Source organism: Pseudonocardia sp. ICBG601 (assembly GCF_020496245.1).
This window is the reverse complement of sequence record NZ_JAHLJA010000181.1, coordinates 1-17,361: the sequence shown is the minus strand read 5'-3', so window position 1 is coordinate 17,361 and position 17,361 is coordinate 1. Positions and strand designations below refer to the sequence as shown.

Here is a 17,361-nt window from a genome sequence, read left to right as displayed (position 1 = left end):
GGAGGTCGGTGGTGGTTTTAGTGGAGGTGTTCGTGGACGCGCCAGAGCCTGTCCCCGCCGGGGCTGTTGCCGCTGTTGCTGTCGATGCCGCCGCGGGTCAGGGTGAGGGTGGCTGCGACGGGTTCGGGCGGTGTCCGTGGCCCGTGGGGCTCGGTGCAGCGGGTGTGGACGGTACCGGAGACCTGCACCGCGACCCGGTCACTACTCCGCGGGGCTTCGGGTGGGATCACCGCAGCCAGCCCGGACACGGTGACGCTGCAGCGGTCGGCGACCAGTTGTGGCCAGCCGCCCCCGGTCCGCGCCCCATGGGTGACGAGGTGGTCGTTGGCGCGGGCGGCGGGTCCGGTCAGCAGCGGCGCGGCGCGGGCGGTCCAGGCCAGCGGGTCCGGATCGGTGTGGGAGATGCTGCGGGTGGCGATCAGCCACCGCTGGGCGGTGATCAGCGGATCAGCCGAGGCCACCCCCACGCCGTCGGGAGTCACGACGGCCGCGCCGACCGCGGACGCGGTCGTGGGCGGCGGCCCGACCGACGACAGTAGCGACACCGACAGCAGCACCGCCCCACCCAGGGTGGCGACCCCAGCGATGACCAGACCGAGGATCACCCCGAACCGGCCACGGCGGCCACGGCGGGTTCGGCGCAGGTCGGGTTCGAGGAACGACCGTTCCACCTGCCCCGAACCTCCCGACCCGTCCGTCATGTCCGCCGTGTCCGTCTTGTCCGGTCTCGCGTTTCAGGATATCGCCGCCGCAGGTAGCGGCGTTACCGACGCCGACACCGACGCCGACGACCACCCGACGACGCGCGGTGGCCCACAGCGGTGCGGGTCGGGCCTGCCCGGCCTCGGTCGTCGCGTTCGTGCGCGGCACCCCATCGAGCATGTATGGTTTCACCGCTCGTGATTCCGTTCAATAAGGTGGCATTCCCCGGCGGGGTGTCGGGGGATGGGGCTGGGGTGGTGGGTGTGCGGGAGCGTCCACGTGTGGCCGGGGTCGCCGGCGGGGTCGGCACGTCGGTGCTGGCTGCGGCGGTGGGTGGTGTGGATCGGGGGGTGTATCGGGCGCAGACCGAGGTGGCGGTGGTGGTGTGCCGGTCGACGGTGTCCTCGGTCGGCGGTGCGGCGCACGCGTTGCAGCACACCCCGAGCCCGCCGGTGCTGGCTGTGGTCGACGATGCTCCTGGCGCGGCATGGGGTTCGAATACGCGGAACCGGCTACGCAGTATCGAGCCACACACCGCCGCGATCGTGCCCATCCCCCTCGTGACCGTCTGGCGGGACATGCTGCGCCCGATCCAGCGCGCCGCCCAGCTCCTGGCCCTCGACCCCGCGGAGTTGTCGAAACCCGAACGAGCGCTGGTCCGCGCGCTGGGGCAAGTGATCGACGCCGTCCTCGCCCTCCCCGACCACGCCGCCCTTCCCGAGCACGACGTCAGGTCGGCCCCGGCCGACGCCGCTCCGGTCGCTCCGGTCGGTCCGGTCGTGGTGGCGTCGCCGGGTGCTCGGGTGCGTCCGGCATGACCACCACCGCGGCGCTGCCGCGTCCCCGTTCGAGGAGCTCTCATGTCCCTGGTGATGACCGCTGCAGTATCGACGTCCGACACGCTCACCGCCCTGGACCCGGGTCTGGTGCCGGGGCAGGTGGCGCCGCCAGACCCGCCGGCGCAGCGCCCACCGGGGAAGCTGGGCGATTTCGTCGATCAGATCATCGGCTGGATCAAGTGGGGTCTGATCGCCGCCGGGGTGGTCGGGCTGCTGGTGTGTGCGGGGATGATCGTCATCGGCCGCAAACGCAATCACGCGATGGCCATCGACGGCCTGACCGGCACCCTCTGGGTCGTCGGCGGCCTCGCCCTGGCCGCAGGAGCCTCGGGGATCGTCGCGGTCTTCCTCTAGGGCTGAGGATCGACCAACAGCTGGGAGCGGATGAACCCGGAGACGTCGAGTTCCTCCTCCGGGGTGGGCGCGTCGAGGTAGCGGACCTGCAGGTCCCGGCCCCCGAACAGGATCATCCGCCGGATGATCTCATCGTCGACCTCTGCGAGACCGTTCGCGGACAGCCCGGCGTTGAGCCACAACCAGGCCGACTGCATCGCCGCCACCGCCTGCGCGACACCGTCAGCGACCGCGGTCCCGCCGGGCAGCTCCCCCGTGGCGAGCACCGTCACCGTCAGCACGACCCCGTCGGTCGGGTCAGGCAACGGCGCAACGGTCGCATCGACGACCCGGTATTCCCGGATCTGCTCGATCAGGAACTCCGACAGGACGTAGTTGACCTCGACCGGGTTCCATCCCAGCGACGGGAACACCTGACCGACCGAAACAAGAAGAGCACCATCGACCTCGACCTCGCCCTCACCTGCGCCATTACCTTCGCCTTTGCCGTCACTCACGGTCGCTCATCCTCCCCGGCCGCCCCGGCCGGGCCCGGGCCGGTATCCCGCACGTCCACGTCCACGTCCACGTCTGCGTGTGGGTGTCTCTTTATGGGGGTGGGGTGAGGTATGGGGTTCTGGACAGATCCCGGGGGTGCTCTGGCAGAGTCGGCGGCGGAGATCCTGGCCGCCTTGTTGACGTGGTGGCTGGCCGAGGACACCGTCTTCGACGGCCTGGCTGCGCATGCGGAGCGGTTCGCGGTGCTGACCGGGCCGATCGTGGCCGCGATCGTCACCATCACCCTGCTGTGCCAGGTGGGGAAGATGATCCTGACCCGCCGCGGTGAACCCCTCCTCGACGCCGCCGCCGGGCTCATCCAGTTCGTGGCCGCCACCACCGTCGGGGTCCTACTCGCCGTCACCGCGCTCGCTGGGGCGGATGCGGCGACCACGCATTTCCTCGGGGCGGCGTTGCCGGAGTTCGTCGACCGCCTCACCACCGTCCTGCAGCTGTCGCAGATGGGGGTGGGGTCGCAGATCCTGCTCGGCGCCATCGTCCTCGTGCTGGGGGTGTTGCAGTGGCTGGCGATGTTCGTCCGCCAGGCGGGGATCTTCGTGCTGATCGCGGTCCTCCCGATCGCCGCAGCCGGGGCGCTGTCCGGGGCGACCCGCCGGTGGCTCCCCACCGTCGTCGCGTGGTTGGCCGCGTTGATCTTCTACAAGCCGATCGCCGGGCTGATCTACGCGATCGGGATGACCCTGATCGCCACCCCCACCCCGGCCGGGGGTGGCCCGGAGTGGGTCGCGATCCTGGTCGGGATCGTCATCCTCGCCCTCGCGGTGATCGCCCTACCGGCGCTGATGCGGTTCTTCTCCTTCACCGGCACCACGATCACCAGCAGCTCCGCCGGCGGAATGGCGGCTGGTGCCGCGACCGGGGCGGTGTCGTTGGCCGGGATGCGCAACGCCCGCACACTGGAGCTGACCGGCCCCGACAGCGCCCCCGCCTGGACCACCCCACCTGCTGCGACACCGCCTGGCACCAGCCCGGGAGCCGGTGGAGCCGGGCCCGGCCCGGGCGCCGGCAGCGGCCCGGGGACCCCCGCTCCCCCTGGAGCGGGCTCTGGGGCTACGGCCGGACCGCAGAGCACCCCGACACCGGCCCCCGGCACGGCACCGGGCGCCGCCGCCGGGCCCGGCGCTGCGGGCACCAGGGCTGCCAGTGGCGCTGGTGCTGGTGCTGGTGGTGCTGCGGTGTCGGGGCCCGCCACGGCGGCGGCCGCTGGAGCGGCGGCGGTGCAGGCCGCGCAGTCGGCGGCCGAGACCACCGCCGCCCAGCTGAGCAGCCCCACCCGCAACAACCCCGATCCCGACCCCGGCGCAGGCAGCCATGGCAGCGCTGGCGGGCCGTCGGGTGCCGGGGCGGCCCCACCCGGCTCCGGCACCGACGGGACAGGACGGTGACCAGGCATGGCTAGCAGCACAGGCACAGCACGGCGGACCTATGGGAACTGGCGCCGCGCCCGCGGGTTCGGCATCGGCACGCTGTCACCGACCGAGACGAAAGTCGTGTTCACCGCCCTGGTCGTCCCGGCGCTGGTCGCGATCGTCTCCGGCCGCGCCGCGCTCACGGTGGCTGTGGTGGGTGCGGCGGCGGTCGCGGTGACGGTGGTCAAGGTCGACGGACAGTCGATCACCGGCCTGTTCGCCCGGCGGCTGCGGTTCCACCGCGCCCAGCGGGCCGGCTGGACCGAACTGTCCGGCGGGCTACTCACCGAACATCCCCGCCGCCACGACCTGCCCGGCCCCCTCGCGGCGGTGGTGCCGCTCTCGACCGACGACGGCCGCGGCTCCCGCCAAGGCCTGCTCTGGGACCGGCGCACCGGGACCCTGACCGCGGTGTTGCGGGTGTCCCCGGTCGGGCTGGATTTGATCGACCGTGCCCAGGCCGATATCTGGGTCGCGCAGTGGGGCGCGTTCCTCGCCGACCTCGGCTACCAACCCATGATCCGCCACCTCAGCGTCACCGTGGACACCTCCCCCACCGGCGGGGCGACCCTGCGCGACGACGTCACCGCCCGCCTGCACCCCGACGCCCCCGCACCGGCGCGGGCAGTCATGGCCGCCCTCGCCGCCGCCGCACCGTCCTCCGCAGCCGAGGTCGCCACCTATGTCGCGCTCTGCTTCGACCCATCCCGCGCCACCCCACGCCCCCCGGACCTCCCCGCCGCGGTCGCCGAAGTCACCCGATGGCTGCCCGGCACCGAACGAGCCCTGGCCGCGACCGGGGTCGCGGTCCTGGGACGTGCCACCACCCACTGGCTGACCGATCACCTACGCGCCGCCTACGACCCCGCAGCCCGCGCTGATCTCGCAGCAGCCGCCGCTGCTGCTGGCGCTGCTGATGGGGGTGACGGCGGCGGTGCGCCGCCGGACTCGTCACAGCACTGGGCCGTCGAGTGGGCTGATGCGGCCCCGATCCGCGCTCGGGAATCCTGGGATCACTGGCGGCACGACTCGGGGATGTCGGTGTCCTGGGCGATGATCGACGCACCGAGACAAGCTGTCATGGACCGCATCCTCGCTCCACTGCTGGCCCCCGGCCCTTTCGCGCGGCGCACCACCCTGCTCTACACCCCCTTCAACGCCGCTGCGGCGGCGACCGAGGTGGAACGGGAGATCACCCACACCCACATCCGCCGATCCTGGGCCCGCAAAACCCGCCGCGACGAGACCCAACGCGACCGCGACGACCTCGCCCGCGCGGTCCAGACCGCACGAGAAGAAGCCGAAGGCGCTGGCCTGGGCCGCTTCACCCTCTATGCCACCACCACCGTCACCGACCCCGACCTGCTCCCCGCCGCCGTCGCCGACTGCGAGCAACGCGCCGGCCACAGCAAACTCCGGCTCCGCAGACTGGGCGGCGCCCACGCCGCCGGGTTCGCCGCCGCCCTCGGCCTCGGCGTCAACCCCGACGAACTCCACCACCGCCACTAGCCGCCGCTCACCCTGCAGAGAGCAGACGTTCATGACCACGACCACTCCCGGGGCCGGCTGGCCGGGTGAGCCGGCCCATCCGGCCGCGCCCGACCTCGTCACCGCGCAGCAGACCCGGGGACGGGACCTGCCCCCGGCGTGGGGCTGGCCCGGGCTCGGCGGCGGCCGGGCGGCGAACGTCGAGCCCGGGATGATGTGGCAGGCCACGACCTCCCAGGTGTGCGGACTGTTCCCGTTCGCCGTAGCCGGGGGTGCTGCGCCCCGCGGCGTCCCCGTCGGGCGGCATCTGCACACCGGGGAACCCGTCGGTCTGGACCCCGCTCACTGGCTCCGGTCGGGCCTGGTGTCCAACACCGGCATGTGGATCCAGGGTCAACCAGGCATCGGGAAATCGACGATCGTGAAACGTCTGCTCACCGGGCTGGTCGCGTTCGGGGCGACCGCGGTGATCCCCGGCGACGTCAAAGGCGAATACACCGCCCTCGTCGAGCACCTCGGCGGGACCGTGTGGCGCCTCGGCCGCGGACTCCACTGCCTGAACCCCCTCGATGCCGGGCCGTTGCGCGCCGCCCTACGGGCCGCGGTCGGGACCGAACGCACCCAGCTGGTCGAGACGATCCGCGCGCGGCGCCTGTCCCTGCTCGAAGCACTCGTGGTGATCGTGCGGCGTGGGCCGATCACCGTCACTGAACGCCGACTACTCGACACCGCCCTCGACCACACCACCCCAGACAACGCCGGGAACGGCACCGGGACCGGCGCTGGGGGCGGGGCGGAGCCGGTGCTCGGTGACATCCTCAACGTCCTGACCACCCCGCCGGCCAGCCTGCTGGCTGTCACCGCCGCCGACACCGAGGCCCAGTACCGGCGCGAGGCCCGCGACCTGGTCAACACCCTCGCGTTGCTGTGCACCGGCGCGATGCGCGGCCTATTCGACCGACCGTCCTCGGTCACCGCCGACCTCGACACCCCCGCCCTGTCCCTGGACATCTCCGCGCTCGATCACGACGACGATGACGTCGTCGCCGCCGCCATGCTCTCGGCCTGGGCGTGGGCGGCGGGGGTCACCACCGCCGCCGCCACGCTCGGCGGCCACCGGACGGTGTTCCGGGTCCAGGACGAGCTCTGGCGGGCCCTGCGGGTCGCACCCGGACTGGTCGAACTCTCCGACCGCGTCACCCGCCTGGGCCGCTCACGCGGGGAGATCTCCGCCCAAGTCACCCACTCCCTCGACGACCTCGACGCCCTCCCGACACCGGAAGACCGGGCGAAAGCCCGCGGGCTGGCCGGGCGCAACGCCATCACCATCCTCGGCGGCATGAACACCGCCGACCTCGACCGCCTCCACGCCATCACCCCGCTCAGCGCCGCCGAGACCGCGATGATCCACGGCTGGGCCGCACCACCGACCTGGGTCCCCGGACAACTCCACCCCGGCCGCGGCAAATATCTGATCAAGTCCGGCGGCCGCACCGGCCTCCCGATCCACCTGACCCTCACCGGCGACGAACTCGACCTCTACCACACCGAACACACCTGGCACCCACCCCGACACCAGCACTGACCAGGAGATATCCATGGCCGACCAGGAGGCCCCAGTGGCCACGCCCGAGCCCTGTGACCTGCAGCGACCCCACCCCGCCGACGCTGATATCGCTACGCGGGCAGAACAGCCAGCACCATCGACACCGAGATCGGCAGCACCGAGATCGACAGCTCTGTCGGTAGCGGGGTGCGAGCTCGGCGCTGTCCTGGCGATCGCCGGCCCGCGGTCCGGGAAGACCCGGCCGTGGCACCCACCAGAGCATTCGGGCAAAAGTGATGAACCCCATCACAACCCCCCAGACGGGCCTGAGGGCTGGCAGCATCACCGCCGCGATACCGGACACACCTCCGGTGACGCTGGCGCTGCTGCCCCGGGCCATGGCCCCCGACCGGTCAGGGGCAGCAGTACCAGCCGCCTCTCCCCACACGACGGCGACAGGCAGGACGCGGCGGGGACGACACCGTGACCGCGTCGACCAGCTCGTCGCAGCCCCCGTCAGGGATCCCGTGGGCACAGCTCGCCGCCCCACTCGCGTTGCTCGGTGTCCTCACCACCGGGACCTCGACCGTCACACTGATCTGGTCGGCCACAACGCTCGCCGCCCCGGACACGGCACCCCTGTGGGGAGCGCCCACCGCGAAAGCCCTGATCGCCGCCGGCAGCGCGGGCAGCCTCGACCCACTCATCGGACCGGCCGGGTCCCGACCACTGTTCTGGACCGTCCTCGCCGGGACCGCGATCATCCTCACCACAGCCATCGTCGCCGGCGCCGTGACCTGGAGTCTGCGCGACGCCACCCGTCCGCAGCGGCCCCCGGCGGCGCTCACCCGCAACGCACTGCCCGGGATGCGCGGACCCGCCGCCCACCAGCGCGCCACCGAGCTCCGCCCCTCCCTCCTCGACCAGCAGCAGCCCGCCCAGCAGCACGGCCAGAACGAGCCGCCCCCGCACCGAGGTCGGCGGCGCGATCGTGGGCGGGTGGATGAGCGTGACCTCGGCATGCTCCTCGGCCGCATCCCGAGCAACAGCATGGGCAGCGTCCTGGGCGGGGAGCGGGCTCGGCGGGTCTATGCCGCGGAGGAAGACGTCGTCCTGGTCATCGCCGGGCCCCGCTCGAACAAGACCAGTGCGCTGGTCGTGCCCGCGATCCTGTCCGCGCCGGGCCCGGTGATCGCGACCAGCAACAAAAACGACATCTACACCCTCACCGCCCGCCTGCGCGCCGGGATCGACGGTGCCCGGGTGTGGGTCGCCGACCCACAGCACCTCACCGGTATCGAGCAGGCCTGGTGGCTCGACCCCCTTGCTGCGGTGCACGACCTCGCCGACGCCTCCACCCTGCTCGCCCACTTCACCACCCCCACCAGCAGCGCTGGGAGTGGGAGTGGGGAGTTCTTCGCCCAGTCCTCCCGGCGTCTGCTCGCCGCGCTGGTCCTGGCCGCCGCCCACGCCGCCCGCAACAGCGACCGCACCCCGGCGGGGGTGCCGGTGTCGATCCGTGACGTCCGCCGCTGGGCCGCCACCGAAGACCCCACCCCCGTCGCGGTCCTACGTGCCCACGGGTTCACCGAGGTCGCCGACGGCCTCCAAGCCCAGTACGAAGCACCCGGTGAGACCCGCGGCGGGATCTTCGCCGGCGCCCTGACCACCCTGGGCGCCCTGGAGAACGAACACGTCACCCGCATCATCACCCCACCCGCGACCTGGCGCACCCCACCCGACGACCCGGCCGCGGTGGCCGAGCTGGACCCGTGGACCTTCGTCGTCGGCCACACCGACCCCGACACCGGACACATCGTGCCGCCGCGCGACACCCTGTATCTACTCACCCAGGACGGACCCGGCTCCGGGGCGCCGGTCATCGCCGCGCTCGTCGACCACCTCCTGCGCGTCGCCACCCAGGCAGCAGCGGCCCAGGGCGGGCGCTGCGACCCGCCTGTGCGGGTGATCCTCGACGAAGCAGCGAACGTGTGCCCGATCGCCAATTTGCCCGCCCTCTACTCCTACTTCGGCTCGCACAGCATCCAGGTCGCCACCAGGGCCCCGGCAAAGTCGTTAGATGATCTTGTGGCGAGCCGTGACAAGCGGCGCAGCTGCGCCGCCGCTCGGCGCTATAGCTGGTCCCGGGCAGGTGCAGCGCGGCAATCAGAAGGCCGCGTGGGGCGACTACCGCCGCCTATCGCGACTTTGCCGGGGCCCTGAGGTCGCCACGTTCCTGCAGTCCTTCCCCCAAGGCACCGACGTCTGGGGATCTGCCGGGATGAACAAACTCTGGGGCGCCGCCACCATCACCCTGATCGGCGCCGGGGTCACCGACCTCGACCTCACCCGCCACCTGGCCGCTCTCCTCGGCGACCTCGAACTCCCCACCGTCACGCACACCCACTCCCGCGGCGGGACCTCCACCTCCCACACCACCAGGGACAAACCGGCCATGTCGGTCGCCGACATCGCCGCCCTCGACAAGCGCTACGCCATCTGCCTCGCCACCGGGACACGACCCACTGTCCTGGAACTGCTGCCCTGGTACCGCGAACCCGACGCCGCCGGACACACCCACGACGACATCACCGCCGCAGCCGCTGCGGCCAGCGCGGACGTGCGACACGCCGCGATCACACACCTCGGCGCCGACAACCCCCTCACCCGCCGCCTCCACACCCACAACCAGCAGCACCACGGCCAGGAGTCGCCGTGACCAGCGACAACGACACCGCCGGCGTCGGCGCGGCTCCGACCCCGCTGGCGACGGCGGCGGCGGTCACGGCACTCGCGGCGCAGAACACCCTGCTCCACCACCGGCTACTCGAACTCGACAGCCGACTCGACGACCTCGCCGAGTCCTTCGACGTCCTCGAAGAAACCCTGACCGCCACCGCCCGCACCATGTCCACCGACACGACCGGAGCCGACCCCAGCACCGAGACCAGGACCGAGGACGGGCAGACCAGTAGCGCCGCCGCAGACACGACCGCGCCCCAGGACACGAGCGCGGCCCAGGAGCGCAACACCGAGCCGGACATACGAGTCCTGCTCCCGTGGGTGCGGTGCACCATCGCCGAGCGGTGCGAGCGGAAACTGCCTCAGGGCCAGGGGCGGATCCGGTGGTGTCGCTCCTGGTGGCGTCACCGTGAAGCCCTCGCCCGCTTCGCCGCCCTGTACCGGGCCTGGGTCGAGGCCACCGACCCCGAGACCGGCACCGGCACCGCCCTGGTCGCCTACTACGAACACCTCGACCACGCCCTCGAGGTCCTGATGAGCGACCACGGGCCGTTCTCCGCCGGGGCTTGACCCCAGATCTTGGACACGCTGATTCCAGCACTGCTGGGGAAGCGAGATGATCCAGCGATCATGGCCAGGAAGAGTTTCACCGACGAGTTCCGTCGGCAGGCTGTTGATCTGTATGAGTCCACCCCGGGTGCCACCGTCCGTGGTATCGCCGACGACCTGGGCATCGCGCGGGGCACGTTGCGGGACTGGCTCACGATCCACGGCACGGGGAACAAGACCGCAGCTGATGGCAGTAGCTGCCCCAGCCCGGTACAGCCCATGCGTACCACGCCGGGGTCGGGCCTGGGTGGGGAGGAACCACCGAGGCAGAAGATCGCCCGTCTCGAGGCCCGGGTCCGTGAACTCGAGATCAGCGAGAAGAAGCTGACCGCCGAGCGGGAGATCCTGCAGCGGGCGGCCAAGTATTTCGCGGGGGAGACGCGCTGGTGACCCGCTTCCAGTTCGTCGCTGACCACCGGCACACCTTCGAGGTGAAGCGGTTGTGCGAGCTCGTGCACGTCTCGAGGTCGTCGTTCTACGCCTGGTTGGCTGCGGCCCCGGTCCGGGCGCGGCGGGCCGCTGGTGATGCGGTGTTGGTGGCGCGGATCCAGACGATCCATGACGGCGACAACACCATCGGTGCGCCGCGGGCCACCACAGAGCTCAACGACGGTGTCGCCGCCGCCGATCGGGTCAACCACAAACGCGTCGCGCGGGTCATGCGCGCGGCCGGGATCGCCGGCTACCGCCGCCGACGCCGCGTGCACACCACGATCGTCGAGCAGCCCCGGCAGACGGTGCCCGACCTGCTCAGGCGGGATTTCACCGCCCCAGCACCGAACCAGGTCTACGTCGGTGACATCACCTACCTGCCCCTCGCAGGCGGGACGAACCTGTATCTGGCCACGGTGATCGACTGCTGCTCCCGCAAACTCGCCGGCTGGGCCCTGGCTGATCACATGCGCACCGACCTGGTCAACGACGCGCTCCACGCCGCGGAACGGGCTCGTGGGTCGCTGCGCGGGGCGGTCTTCCACAGCGACCACGGAGCGGTCTACACCTCGAGTGCCTACGCCGAGCTCTGCGACCGGCTCGGGGTGACCCGTTCCATGGGCGCGGTCGGGTCGTCGGCGGACAACGCCTTGGCCGAGTCGTTCAACGCCACCGTCAAACGCGAGGTCCTCCAGGACAGCACCTGCTGGCCCGACGCGGCCACCTGCCGACGGCAGGTCTTCAGATGGCTGACCCGCTACAACACCCGCCGACGGCACTCCTACTGCCAGCACCTGTCCCCGAACACCTACGAACAGGCCCTCCGGGCTACCGTCACAGCCACAGCCGCGTAATCAACCACCGTGTCCAAGATCCGGGGTCAAGGCCCGCCTGCCCAGGCGGCCGCCACCGCACCCCCGGCACAGGTGACCCCACCGTCGGCTACCTCGGCCAGGACCACCACCCCGACGAACCCGACCCCACCGAGCCCGGCGCCGGAGTCGATGACGAGGCCGCAGCAGACGACAAGGAGCAGTCGCAGCGATGACGACAACGACAAACGCGCCGATCAACGACGTCCCGACCCTCGGGCTCGGCCGTGAGCAGTCCCAGGCCTGGGTGCGCCTCGCGTTGACCATCGCGACCACCCTGCGCCAACACCGCCTCGACCGAGGCCGGGCGGCGTTCAGCGACCAGCACGCCGCACTGCGCCGGGGCGCCCAGTACGCGGCCGATCTCGACCCGCGGGTCGCGGCGATGGCCGCCGCCGACGAGACCGCCTTCCACCACGCCGCCACCACCGACACCACTGCTGCTGCTGCGGCCGGGTTCGAGGAGCTGACCAGCCCGGAACCGCAGTTCGGGTGGACCGTCCACACCACCATCGGCCCCATCCCCGCCCACGCCCCCTCCGGCGGCCGGGGCCGCTGGGGACTGTGGGCCCACGGCCGGCGCGGGGACAAAGAACTATCGGTGTTCGTCGTCGTCCCCGACCGCGACCTCGCCACCGCCCTGCGCGACGAACTCACCCACGGCCAGCAACGCACCCTGCTCCAACTCCGCGACCTCGGCGTCTACGGCTGCCTGCGCGCCGACCACGCCCGCACCCAACTCCGCACCACCGACACCCAGTTCACCGACCACGTCCGGCACGCGCTGTACACCGCCTGGCCCCACCACCCCGACCGCGCCACCGCAATCCTCCGTACCGACACCGACAGCGCCGACACCGACAGCGTTGCCCCGGCCGGCGGAACTCTCGAGGACCTGCACCAGCGGCTCCGGGCCTTCGACGAACGCGGCTACCGCCCCGCCGACGTCCTGGCTGCGGTCGACCCCGACCGGCTCGACCGCGACCATCCCCGCGCCGCGCTGATCGCCGCGCTCGACACCCTGACCCCCAGCACACAGCAGCAGCCGAGCACCACGCCCGACGGCCCCGGGCAGACGGTGCCGCAGCGCGGGACCGACCTCTCCGCTGCCGCGCAGCTTCTGCACCGCCACCTCGACGACGACACCACCGCCGCGGTCACCGGATGTCGGCACTGGCCCGGCCTCGCCCGCCAACTCCACGCCTGGCATCGCGACGACACCACCACCGGCTATCTGGCCGCCGAACTCGCCCGGATCCCCACCCACCGCGTCCGCACCGCGCGGGCACCGGCGATCTACCTGCGCTCCCTCCTCGACCGCAGCATCACCTTCCACAGACGACACGACACCACCGCCGGAGACGCCACTGCTGGAGACGACGCTGCCGACGGGCAGAACACCGCCGACGCCACCGCCCAGGAACAGACCCCGGACCGGGAGCAGGTGCCGCCGACACCGTTCGACATCCACCAGCTCGACCCGACCAACGTCCTCGACCGCGAAGCCCTGCGCGCGTCCCGCGGAGCCGGCACCGCCGCCGACGACGACTACATCGACACCCTCCTCGCCGCCGACCACCCCATCGGTCGAGCCGACGAACCCCAGCACATCGCCCCCGGCACTGCCCACGACGCCGTACCCGCCCAGGTACAGCACCCGGAACGCGTTCCTGACCAGCAGAAACAAGAGAGCTCCGCGGACCAGGTGTCAGCAGCCGAGCGCACCGACGCGACCGGCACCGCCGACGGCGTCGTCACCAGGACCACCATCGGCACCGCACAGCCCGCCCCGCCGCTCCCGACCCGATTCGCACGGAAACGACAAAACGCCTACACACCCCACGACAGCACCCCTAAGCAGGCGAAAACGCGCATACATGAAATTTCGGGCGATACTTGCCCGAAATTGCACGCTTCGTAGCCACGCATGTGCGATACGCATCTGATCTTGATCGGACGATTCGCATCGTGCTGTACTACGCAGCGTGAGCACGACGACGTACGCACAACGCACCATCACTGTGATCCTGGCAGCGGCGATCCCGATGAGCATGACCACCGGATTCGCCGCCGCAGCACCTTCCCACACGCCGCGACCAGCGGAACGGCACGTCCAGGAAACTTTCGCCGGGCAGGACAGTAAGAATCTTGAAGAGGGGCTGCGGTTCATTGAGTCCATCCCCGAGTCCGTGCTTGTCAGTGATGCCGCATGGGATCAGTGGAAGAGGAATCATCTCTCCCCGCCCGATCGAGCAAATGCCTGGGTGTGCAGCTCGGCGATCGCCATCGCGATCATCTCCAACGGCTTCGCCCCGGCGAAGATCCTCAAGCTGAAGAGCGCGATCAAAGCCGCCGGAGGTGTCAAGAAGGTCGCCCAACTGGGCATCGACGCTTTCAAGGCGGCGCGAGCGCGGGGAGAGTCCGTCGGCGCGGCAGCCGCTGCCGCGCAGGCCGCTATCGTCCAGAACGGCGGCGGCGTCGCCCAGGGCATACTCCTCGAATTCTTCTCACTCAATGCCGTGGTGAGCGGATGCTTCCAGTAACCCTACCCCTCCCCAGAGTCGGGGCACTTCCCGATCGAGCCGGGAACCATGCCTGCTGAACCCGCCAAGAAGCCGTCCTTCCTTGCTGCTTTTATTATTGTGTGCGGGTGCGGCGTGGCGATGTATCTGTCCGCACGTATTTTCCCGGATGAGCCGTGGGCGGACTTGATTTCTTCGCGAGTCTCATCCTGCAAGGCGCAGTCACCCTGTGGTTCAACTTCACACTCCACCGCAAGGAAAAAGACCCCACGTCACCATCGCAGGACCCTCGAGTTCCACCGGTCAGCGAAAGCACAACCCATTTCACTTCTCATCGAAACAAAGAGGGAAACATGAAAGAAGACGTTCCGGCAGGACCCAGCGGGCCGGGGCCGCGGCCGGGGATCATGGCGTTGCAGCCGTTGCGGTGGTATCAGATCGCCGCCGCGGCGGTTCGGTTCGTCCGGGCGAACCCCGCCGCGGTGCTGGTCCCGACCCTGCTCGCAGCACTGGTCCTGATCGGCGGCGGCGGGCTGACCTGGTGGTGGCTGTTCGACCCGGCCACCGCCATCGACAACGCCGCCGCCGCAGCCGCGCAGGCGACGGACCCGGCCGCGGCAGAAGCCGCAGCACAGACCGCCGCAGCAGCATCCTCACCGCAGGACCTGCTGTTCACCCTCCTGCTGGTCGCGCTCTACTTCATCGTGGCCCCACCCGCAGCGGCCATGGTGCTGTCCACCCTGCGCCCGCCGTCCTCGGACACAGTCGGGTATCGCTGTCGCAGGCCTGGGCCACCGCCCGCCCTCACCTGCGGTCCCTCTACGGAGTGTGGGCGGTCCTCACCGCGCTCAGCCTGATCCCGACCGCGATCCAGACCGCCGCCGCAGCCCCGTTCTGGAACACCCCCGACGCCCCCGCCGAGGCCTCGGACACCATCGTCGTCCTCGCCAGCATCCTGACCGTGGCCGCAGTCCTGTTACTGATCTACGTCTCGGTCCTGATCGCCTTCGCCCCCGCCGCCGTGATCGTCGAAGGACTCACCGCCGGAGCCGCGCTACGCCGCTCCCTCGACCTGGTCCACCGCTCCTGGTGGCGCTGCTTCGCCGTCCTCGTCGCGATCAGCGTGATCCTCCTGATCGTGGCCACCCTGATCACCCTGCCCGCCCTCGCCGCCGCCATCGCGATCGGATTCACCGGACCACTCTGGATCGCGATCCTCGGCGTCGGTGCTGTCCTGGCCGCGGTGTTCGGGATCAGCTGCAGCTACAGCACCGGCGCCACCGCCCTGCTCTATCAAGACCAACGCATCCGACGGGAGAACTACGCCACCGACCTCATCCACGACGCCCGCCTCGAACCGTAAACCCGCAGGCCAACGGCACAACCGCACCAGCGGCGCTACCGTCCGAGCCCGGGGCCCCGACCCGGGCTCGGACGGTGCTCGTGGACCGGGGACCGCCGCGGTGGCACCGGGCGGGGCGGCTCTCGACGATCCTGCACCGCCACCGGGGACCTGGCGCCGGGCACCACCCCCACCGGCGGCGACACAGCCGCGGCCGGGACAGCGGTCAATGCCGCGTAGCTCCGCCGCGCCGCCGCGGCCTGCGCCGGACGCTGCTGCGCCTCCCGCAACGCCACCACCTCCCGCGACCACCGCCGCCACCGCAGCGATCAACCGGGCCGCGTCCTCCCCCCCATCACGCCCCAACGGACCCGCAGCGGCCCACCGCCACGCCGCCGACCGCAACGCCTCCGCCGCCGGCGACCACCGCACCGGCAGCACCCGATACGGCACCCGCACCGCCCGATCCAGATCGGCCCCCGCCCGACCACCGACCTGCCGAGCACCACCTGACCAGCGGTGACCGTCTCGACCGCAGCCAGCATGTCCCCCACCGCATGCACGACCCCATCACCCACCACGACCAGCACCCTCAGCAACAACGACGACGCGAACCCGCCGTCCCCAGACACCGCCTCCCTCAGCGCTGCGCTCGCCTGGCCCATCGCCGACACCGCACCGGCCACCGCCGCCGCCCGCTCCACACGCGAGGCACGCGACCGATACCGCCGCACCCCGGCCGACTCCACCGACACGACCGGCTCCGCTGACGCCCACGCGCCCCGCAGGTTCGGCAACGACAGATCCGCCGCCAACCGCCGCCCGGAGACCACACCGACTCCCCCACCCCGTTCACATCATGCGGAACCGCGACCGCATACCCCACCATGCCGCTCGCCCGATCCCCCGCCACCGCGTAACGAGGCCGCACCATCACCCCCGATCCGCCAACACCGACACGAACGCCTCCGCGTCCCGCGCCTGCACTGCTGCGGCCCGCACCTGCCGCCGCAACCACTCCCGCGACGACGAGTCCGAGAGCTCCCCCAGCCGCTGCGTCAATCCCAACCGGGCGGCCTTCTCCAACTCCGCCCGCGACGGACCCGTCACCGACGACCGATCCACACCCGCCGTCCGCACCAGGTCAAGACGCTCCTCCACGCCTGACACGTCTCCCGCGCACGCCGCTTGTCAAACGACGGCGACACCCGCCGCCCCGACACCTGCCCCACCAACACCGCCGCCACATGCACATGATCATCAGCGTGGCGGATCGCGACCCCACGACACCCATCCACATCACCACGCCGGGCGATCCCCGTCCGATCCATCAAATCCTCAACCACCTGCGACCACTGCTCATCACTGAGCACCGGATCCTCCGGCGCACACCGCAACGAGCAATGCCACACCGGCCCTGCTTCGGACGCCTCTCCCCCTTCGCCGGCGGCGTCAACGACACCCCCGCCGCCACCGCAGGATCACTCAACTCCGCCACCAACCCCGCAACATCGAACGACCCATCCGCACGCCGACCCGGCTGATGCGCCTCCGCACAGCCGTCCCACGCCGCGACCACCCGCTGCCCCACATGCTCATTCGCCCGCCCCGGGCCCATCAAGTAGCGGACGAGCCCGGACGGGCGCCACCCCCGACTGATCTTCGCGATCACCCCACACCCCCGCACCCATCCGAACCGGCGCCCCCGCCGCCCACCGGGCTCGGGAACGGCGCCCGCGACCGCACCACCGCGCGCTCCGCCCCCACCTGCTCATCCACCACCGCGACCGTCGCATCGATCCGCTCCACCGCCCTGCTGACAAGGTCCAGCACCCGCCCCGCCGACGCCTCCACCACCCCACCGGTGTTCGCGACCCGAGCGAGACCCCGTCGTTGAGGTTCCCCCCGACATTGCGCAACACCCGCCGATCCTCCATCAACTCCGC

The 17,361-nt window shown here is 71.3% G+C and carries 16 protein-coding genes; 13 read left to right on the top strand and 3 right to left on the bottom strand.

Annotation, left to right across the window (positions count from 1 at the left end; all coding sequences use genetic code 11):
* Positions 1 to 17: 17 nt before the first annotated feature.
* Positions 18 to 671, bottom strand: coding sequence for a hypothetical protein (locus KPL57_RS58175; protein ID WP_226358626.1), 654 nt, complete (start codon positions 669 to 671; stop codon positions 18 to 20).
* Between the two features lie 312 nt (positions 672 to 983).
* On the opposite strand from KPL57_RS58175, the gene KPL57_RS58170 reads away from it, so the two are divergent.
* Both KPL57_RS58170 and KPL57_RS58165 read left to right on the top strand, forming a co-directional pair.
* Positions 984 to 1,520 (top strand): hypothetical protein, encoded by a 537-nt coding sequence (locus KPL57_RS58170; protein ID WP_226358625.1) that lies wholly within the window; start codon positions 984 to 986, stop codon positions 1,518 to 1,520.
* A gap of 42 nt (positions 1,521 to 1,562) precedes the next feature.
* Complete coding sequence (locus KPL57_RS58165; protein ID WP_226358624.1) at positions 1,563 to 1,895, top strand: hypothetical protein; 333 nt, start codon at positions 1,563 to 1,565, stop codon at positions 1,893 to 1,895.
* On the opposite strand, the gene KPL57_RS58160 is transcribed toward KPL57_RS58165, so the two are convergent.
* Positions 1,892 to 2,392, bottom strand: coding sequence for a hypothetical protein (locus KPL57_RS58160; protein WP_226358623.1), 501 nt, complete (start codon positions 2,390 to 2,392; stop codon positions 1,892 to 1,894). The genes KPL57_RS58165 and KPL57_RS58160 overlap by 4 nt on opposite strands.
* A gap of 111 nt (positions 2,393 to 2,503) precedes the next feature.
* Between KPL57_RS58160 and KPL57_RS58155 the strand changes: the two genes are divergently transcribed.
* The 11 genes from KPL57_RS58155 to KPL57_RS58105 all read left to right on the top strand — a co-directional run bounded on the left by KPL57_RS58155 (position 2,504) and on the right by KPL57_RS58105 (position 15,436).
* Positions 2,504 to 3,838, top strand: a complete 1,335-nt coding sequence (locus KPL57_RS58155; RefSeq protein ID WP_226358622.1) for a hypothetical protein — start codon at positions 2,504 to 2,506, stop codon at positions 3,836 to 3,838.
* Positions 3,839 to 3,844: 6 nt separating this feature from the next.
* Positions 3,845 to 5,371: an SCO6880 family protein gene (locus tag KPL57_RS58150; protein ID WP_226358621.1), complete on the top strand. Its 1,527-nt coding sequence runs from the start codon at positions 3,845 to 3,847 to the stop codon at positions 5,369 to 5,371.
* A gap of 31 nt (positions 5,372 to 5,402) precedes the next feature.
* A complete protein-coding gene (locus KPL57_RS58145) occupies positions 5,403 to 6,935 on the top strand; it encodes a hypothetical protein (RefSeq protein WP_226358620.1) in 1,533 nt (510 codons plus the stop codon).
* A 444-nt stretch (positions 6,936 to 7,379) separates the two neighbouring features.
* On the top strand, positions 7,380 to 9,119 hold the full coding sequence (locus tag KPL57_RS58140) for a type IV secretory system conjugative DNA transfer family protein (RefSeq protein ID WP_226358619.1): 1,740 nt from the start codon (positions 7,380 to 7,382) through the stop codon (positions 9,117 to 9,119).
* Positions 9,049 to 9,615 (top strand): TraM recognition domain-containing protein, encoded by a 567-nt coding sequence (locus KPL57_RS58135; RefSeq protein WP_226358618.1) that lies wholly within the window; start codon positions 9,049 to 9,051, stop codon positions 9,613 to 9,615. Before KPL57_RS58140 ends, KPL57_RS58135 begins: the two co-directional genes overlap by 71 nt.
* Positions 9,612 to 10,208: a DUF4913 domain-containing protein gene (locus KPL57_RS58130; protein WP_226358617.1), complete on the top strand. Its 597-nt coding sequence runs from the start codon at positions 9,612 to 9,614 to the stop codon at positions 10,206 to 10,208. Before KPL57_RS58135 ends, KPL57_RS58130 begins: the two co-directional genes overlap by 4 nt.
* 60 nt (positions 10,209 to 10,268) lie before the next feature.
* Positions 10,269 to 11,533, top strand: a protein-coding gene (locus KPL57_RS58125) for an IS3 family transposase (protein WP_226351113.1) whose coding sequence is annotated in 2 segments (ribosomal slippage) — positions 10,269 to 10,620 and positions 10,620 to 11,533 — 1,266 coding nt in all. Because the reading frame shifts where the segments join, the coding sequence is not laid out codon by codon here.
* A gap of 190 nt (positions 11,534 to 11,723) precedes the next feature.
* Positions 11,724 to 13,472 (top strand): hypothetical protein, encoded by a 1,749-nt coding sequence (locus tag KPL57_RS58120; RefSeq protein ID WP_226358616.1) that lies wholly within the window; start codon positions 11,724 to 11,726, stop codon positions 13,470 to 13,472.
* Between the two features lie 64 nt (positions 13,473 to 13,536).
* The gene (locus KPL57_RS58115) at positions 13,537 to 14,094 is read left to right on the top strand and encodes a hypothetical protein (RefSeq protein WP_226358615.1); all 558 of its coding nucleotides are present in this window, start codon (positions 13,537 to 13,539) and stop codon (positions 14,092 to 14,094) included.
* Between the two features lie 155 nt (positions 14,095 to 14,249).
* Positions 14,250 to 14,930: a hypothetical protein gene (locus KPL57_RS58110; RefSeq protein ID WP_226358614.1), complete on the top strand. Its 681-nt coding sequence runs from the start codon at positions 14,250 to 14,252 to the stop codon at positions 14,928 to 14,930.
* Positions 14,900 to 15,436, top strand: a complete 537-nt coding sequence (locus KPL57_RS58105) for a glycerophosphoryl diester phosphodiesterase membrane domain-containing protein (protein ID WP_226358613.1) — start codon at positions 14,900 to 14,902, stop codon at positions 15,434 to 15,436. The genes KPL57_RS58110 and KPL57_RS58105 overlap by 31 nt, the downstream gene beginning before the upstream one ends.
* 1,085 nt (positions 15,437 to 16,521) lie before the next feature.
* On the opposite strand, the gene KPL57_RS73255 is transcribed toward KPL57_RS58105, so the two are convergent.
* A complete protein-coding gene (locus tag KPL57_RS73255; RefSeq protein ID WP_374203946.1) occupies positions 16,522 to 16,788 on the bottom strand; it encodes a hypothetical protein in 267 nt (88 codons plus the stop codon).
* Positions 16,789 to 17,361 lie beyond the last annotated feature (573 nt).

Coding starts and splice junctions, on each gene's coding strand:
- KPL57_RS58165 (WP_226358624.1), top strand. CDS start 1,563: ATGTCCCTGGTGATGACCGCTGCAGTATCGACGTCCGACACGCTCACC.
- KPL57_RS58155 (WP_226358622.1), top strand. CDS start 2,504: ATGGGGTTCTGGACAGATCCCGGGGGTGCTCTGGCAGAGTCGGCGGCG.
- KPL57_RS58150 (WP_226358621.1), top strand. CDS start 3,845: ATGGCTAGCAGCACAGGCACAGCACGGCGGACCTATGGGAACTGGCGC.
- KPL57_RS58145 (WP_226358620.1), top strand. CDS start 5,403: ATGACCACGACCACTCCCGGGGCCGGCTGGCCGGGTGAGCCGGCCCAT.
- KPL57_RS58120 (WP_226358616.1), top strand. CDS start 11,724: ATGACGACAACGACAAACGCGCCGATCAACGACGTCCCGACCCTCGGG.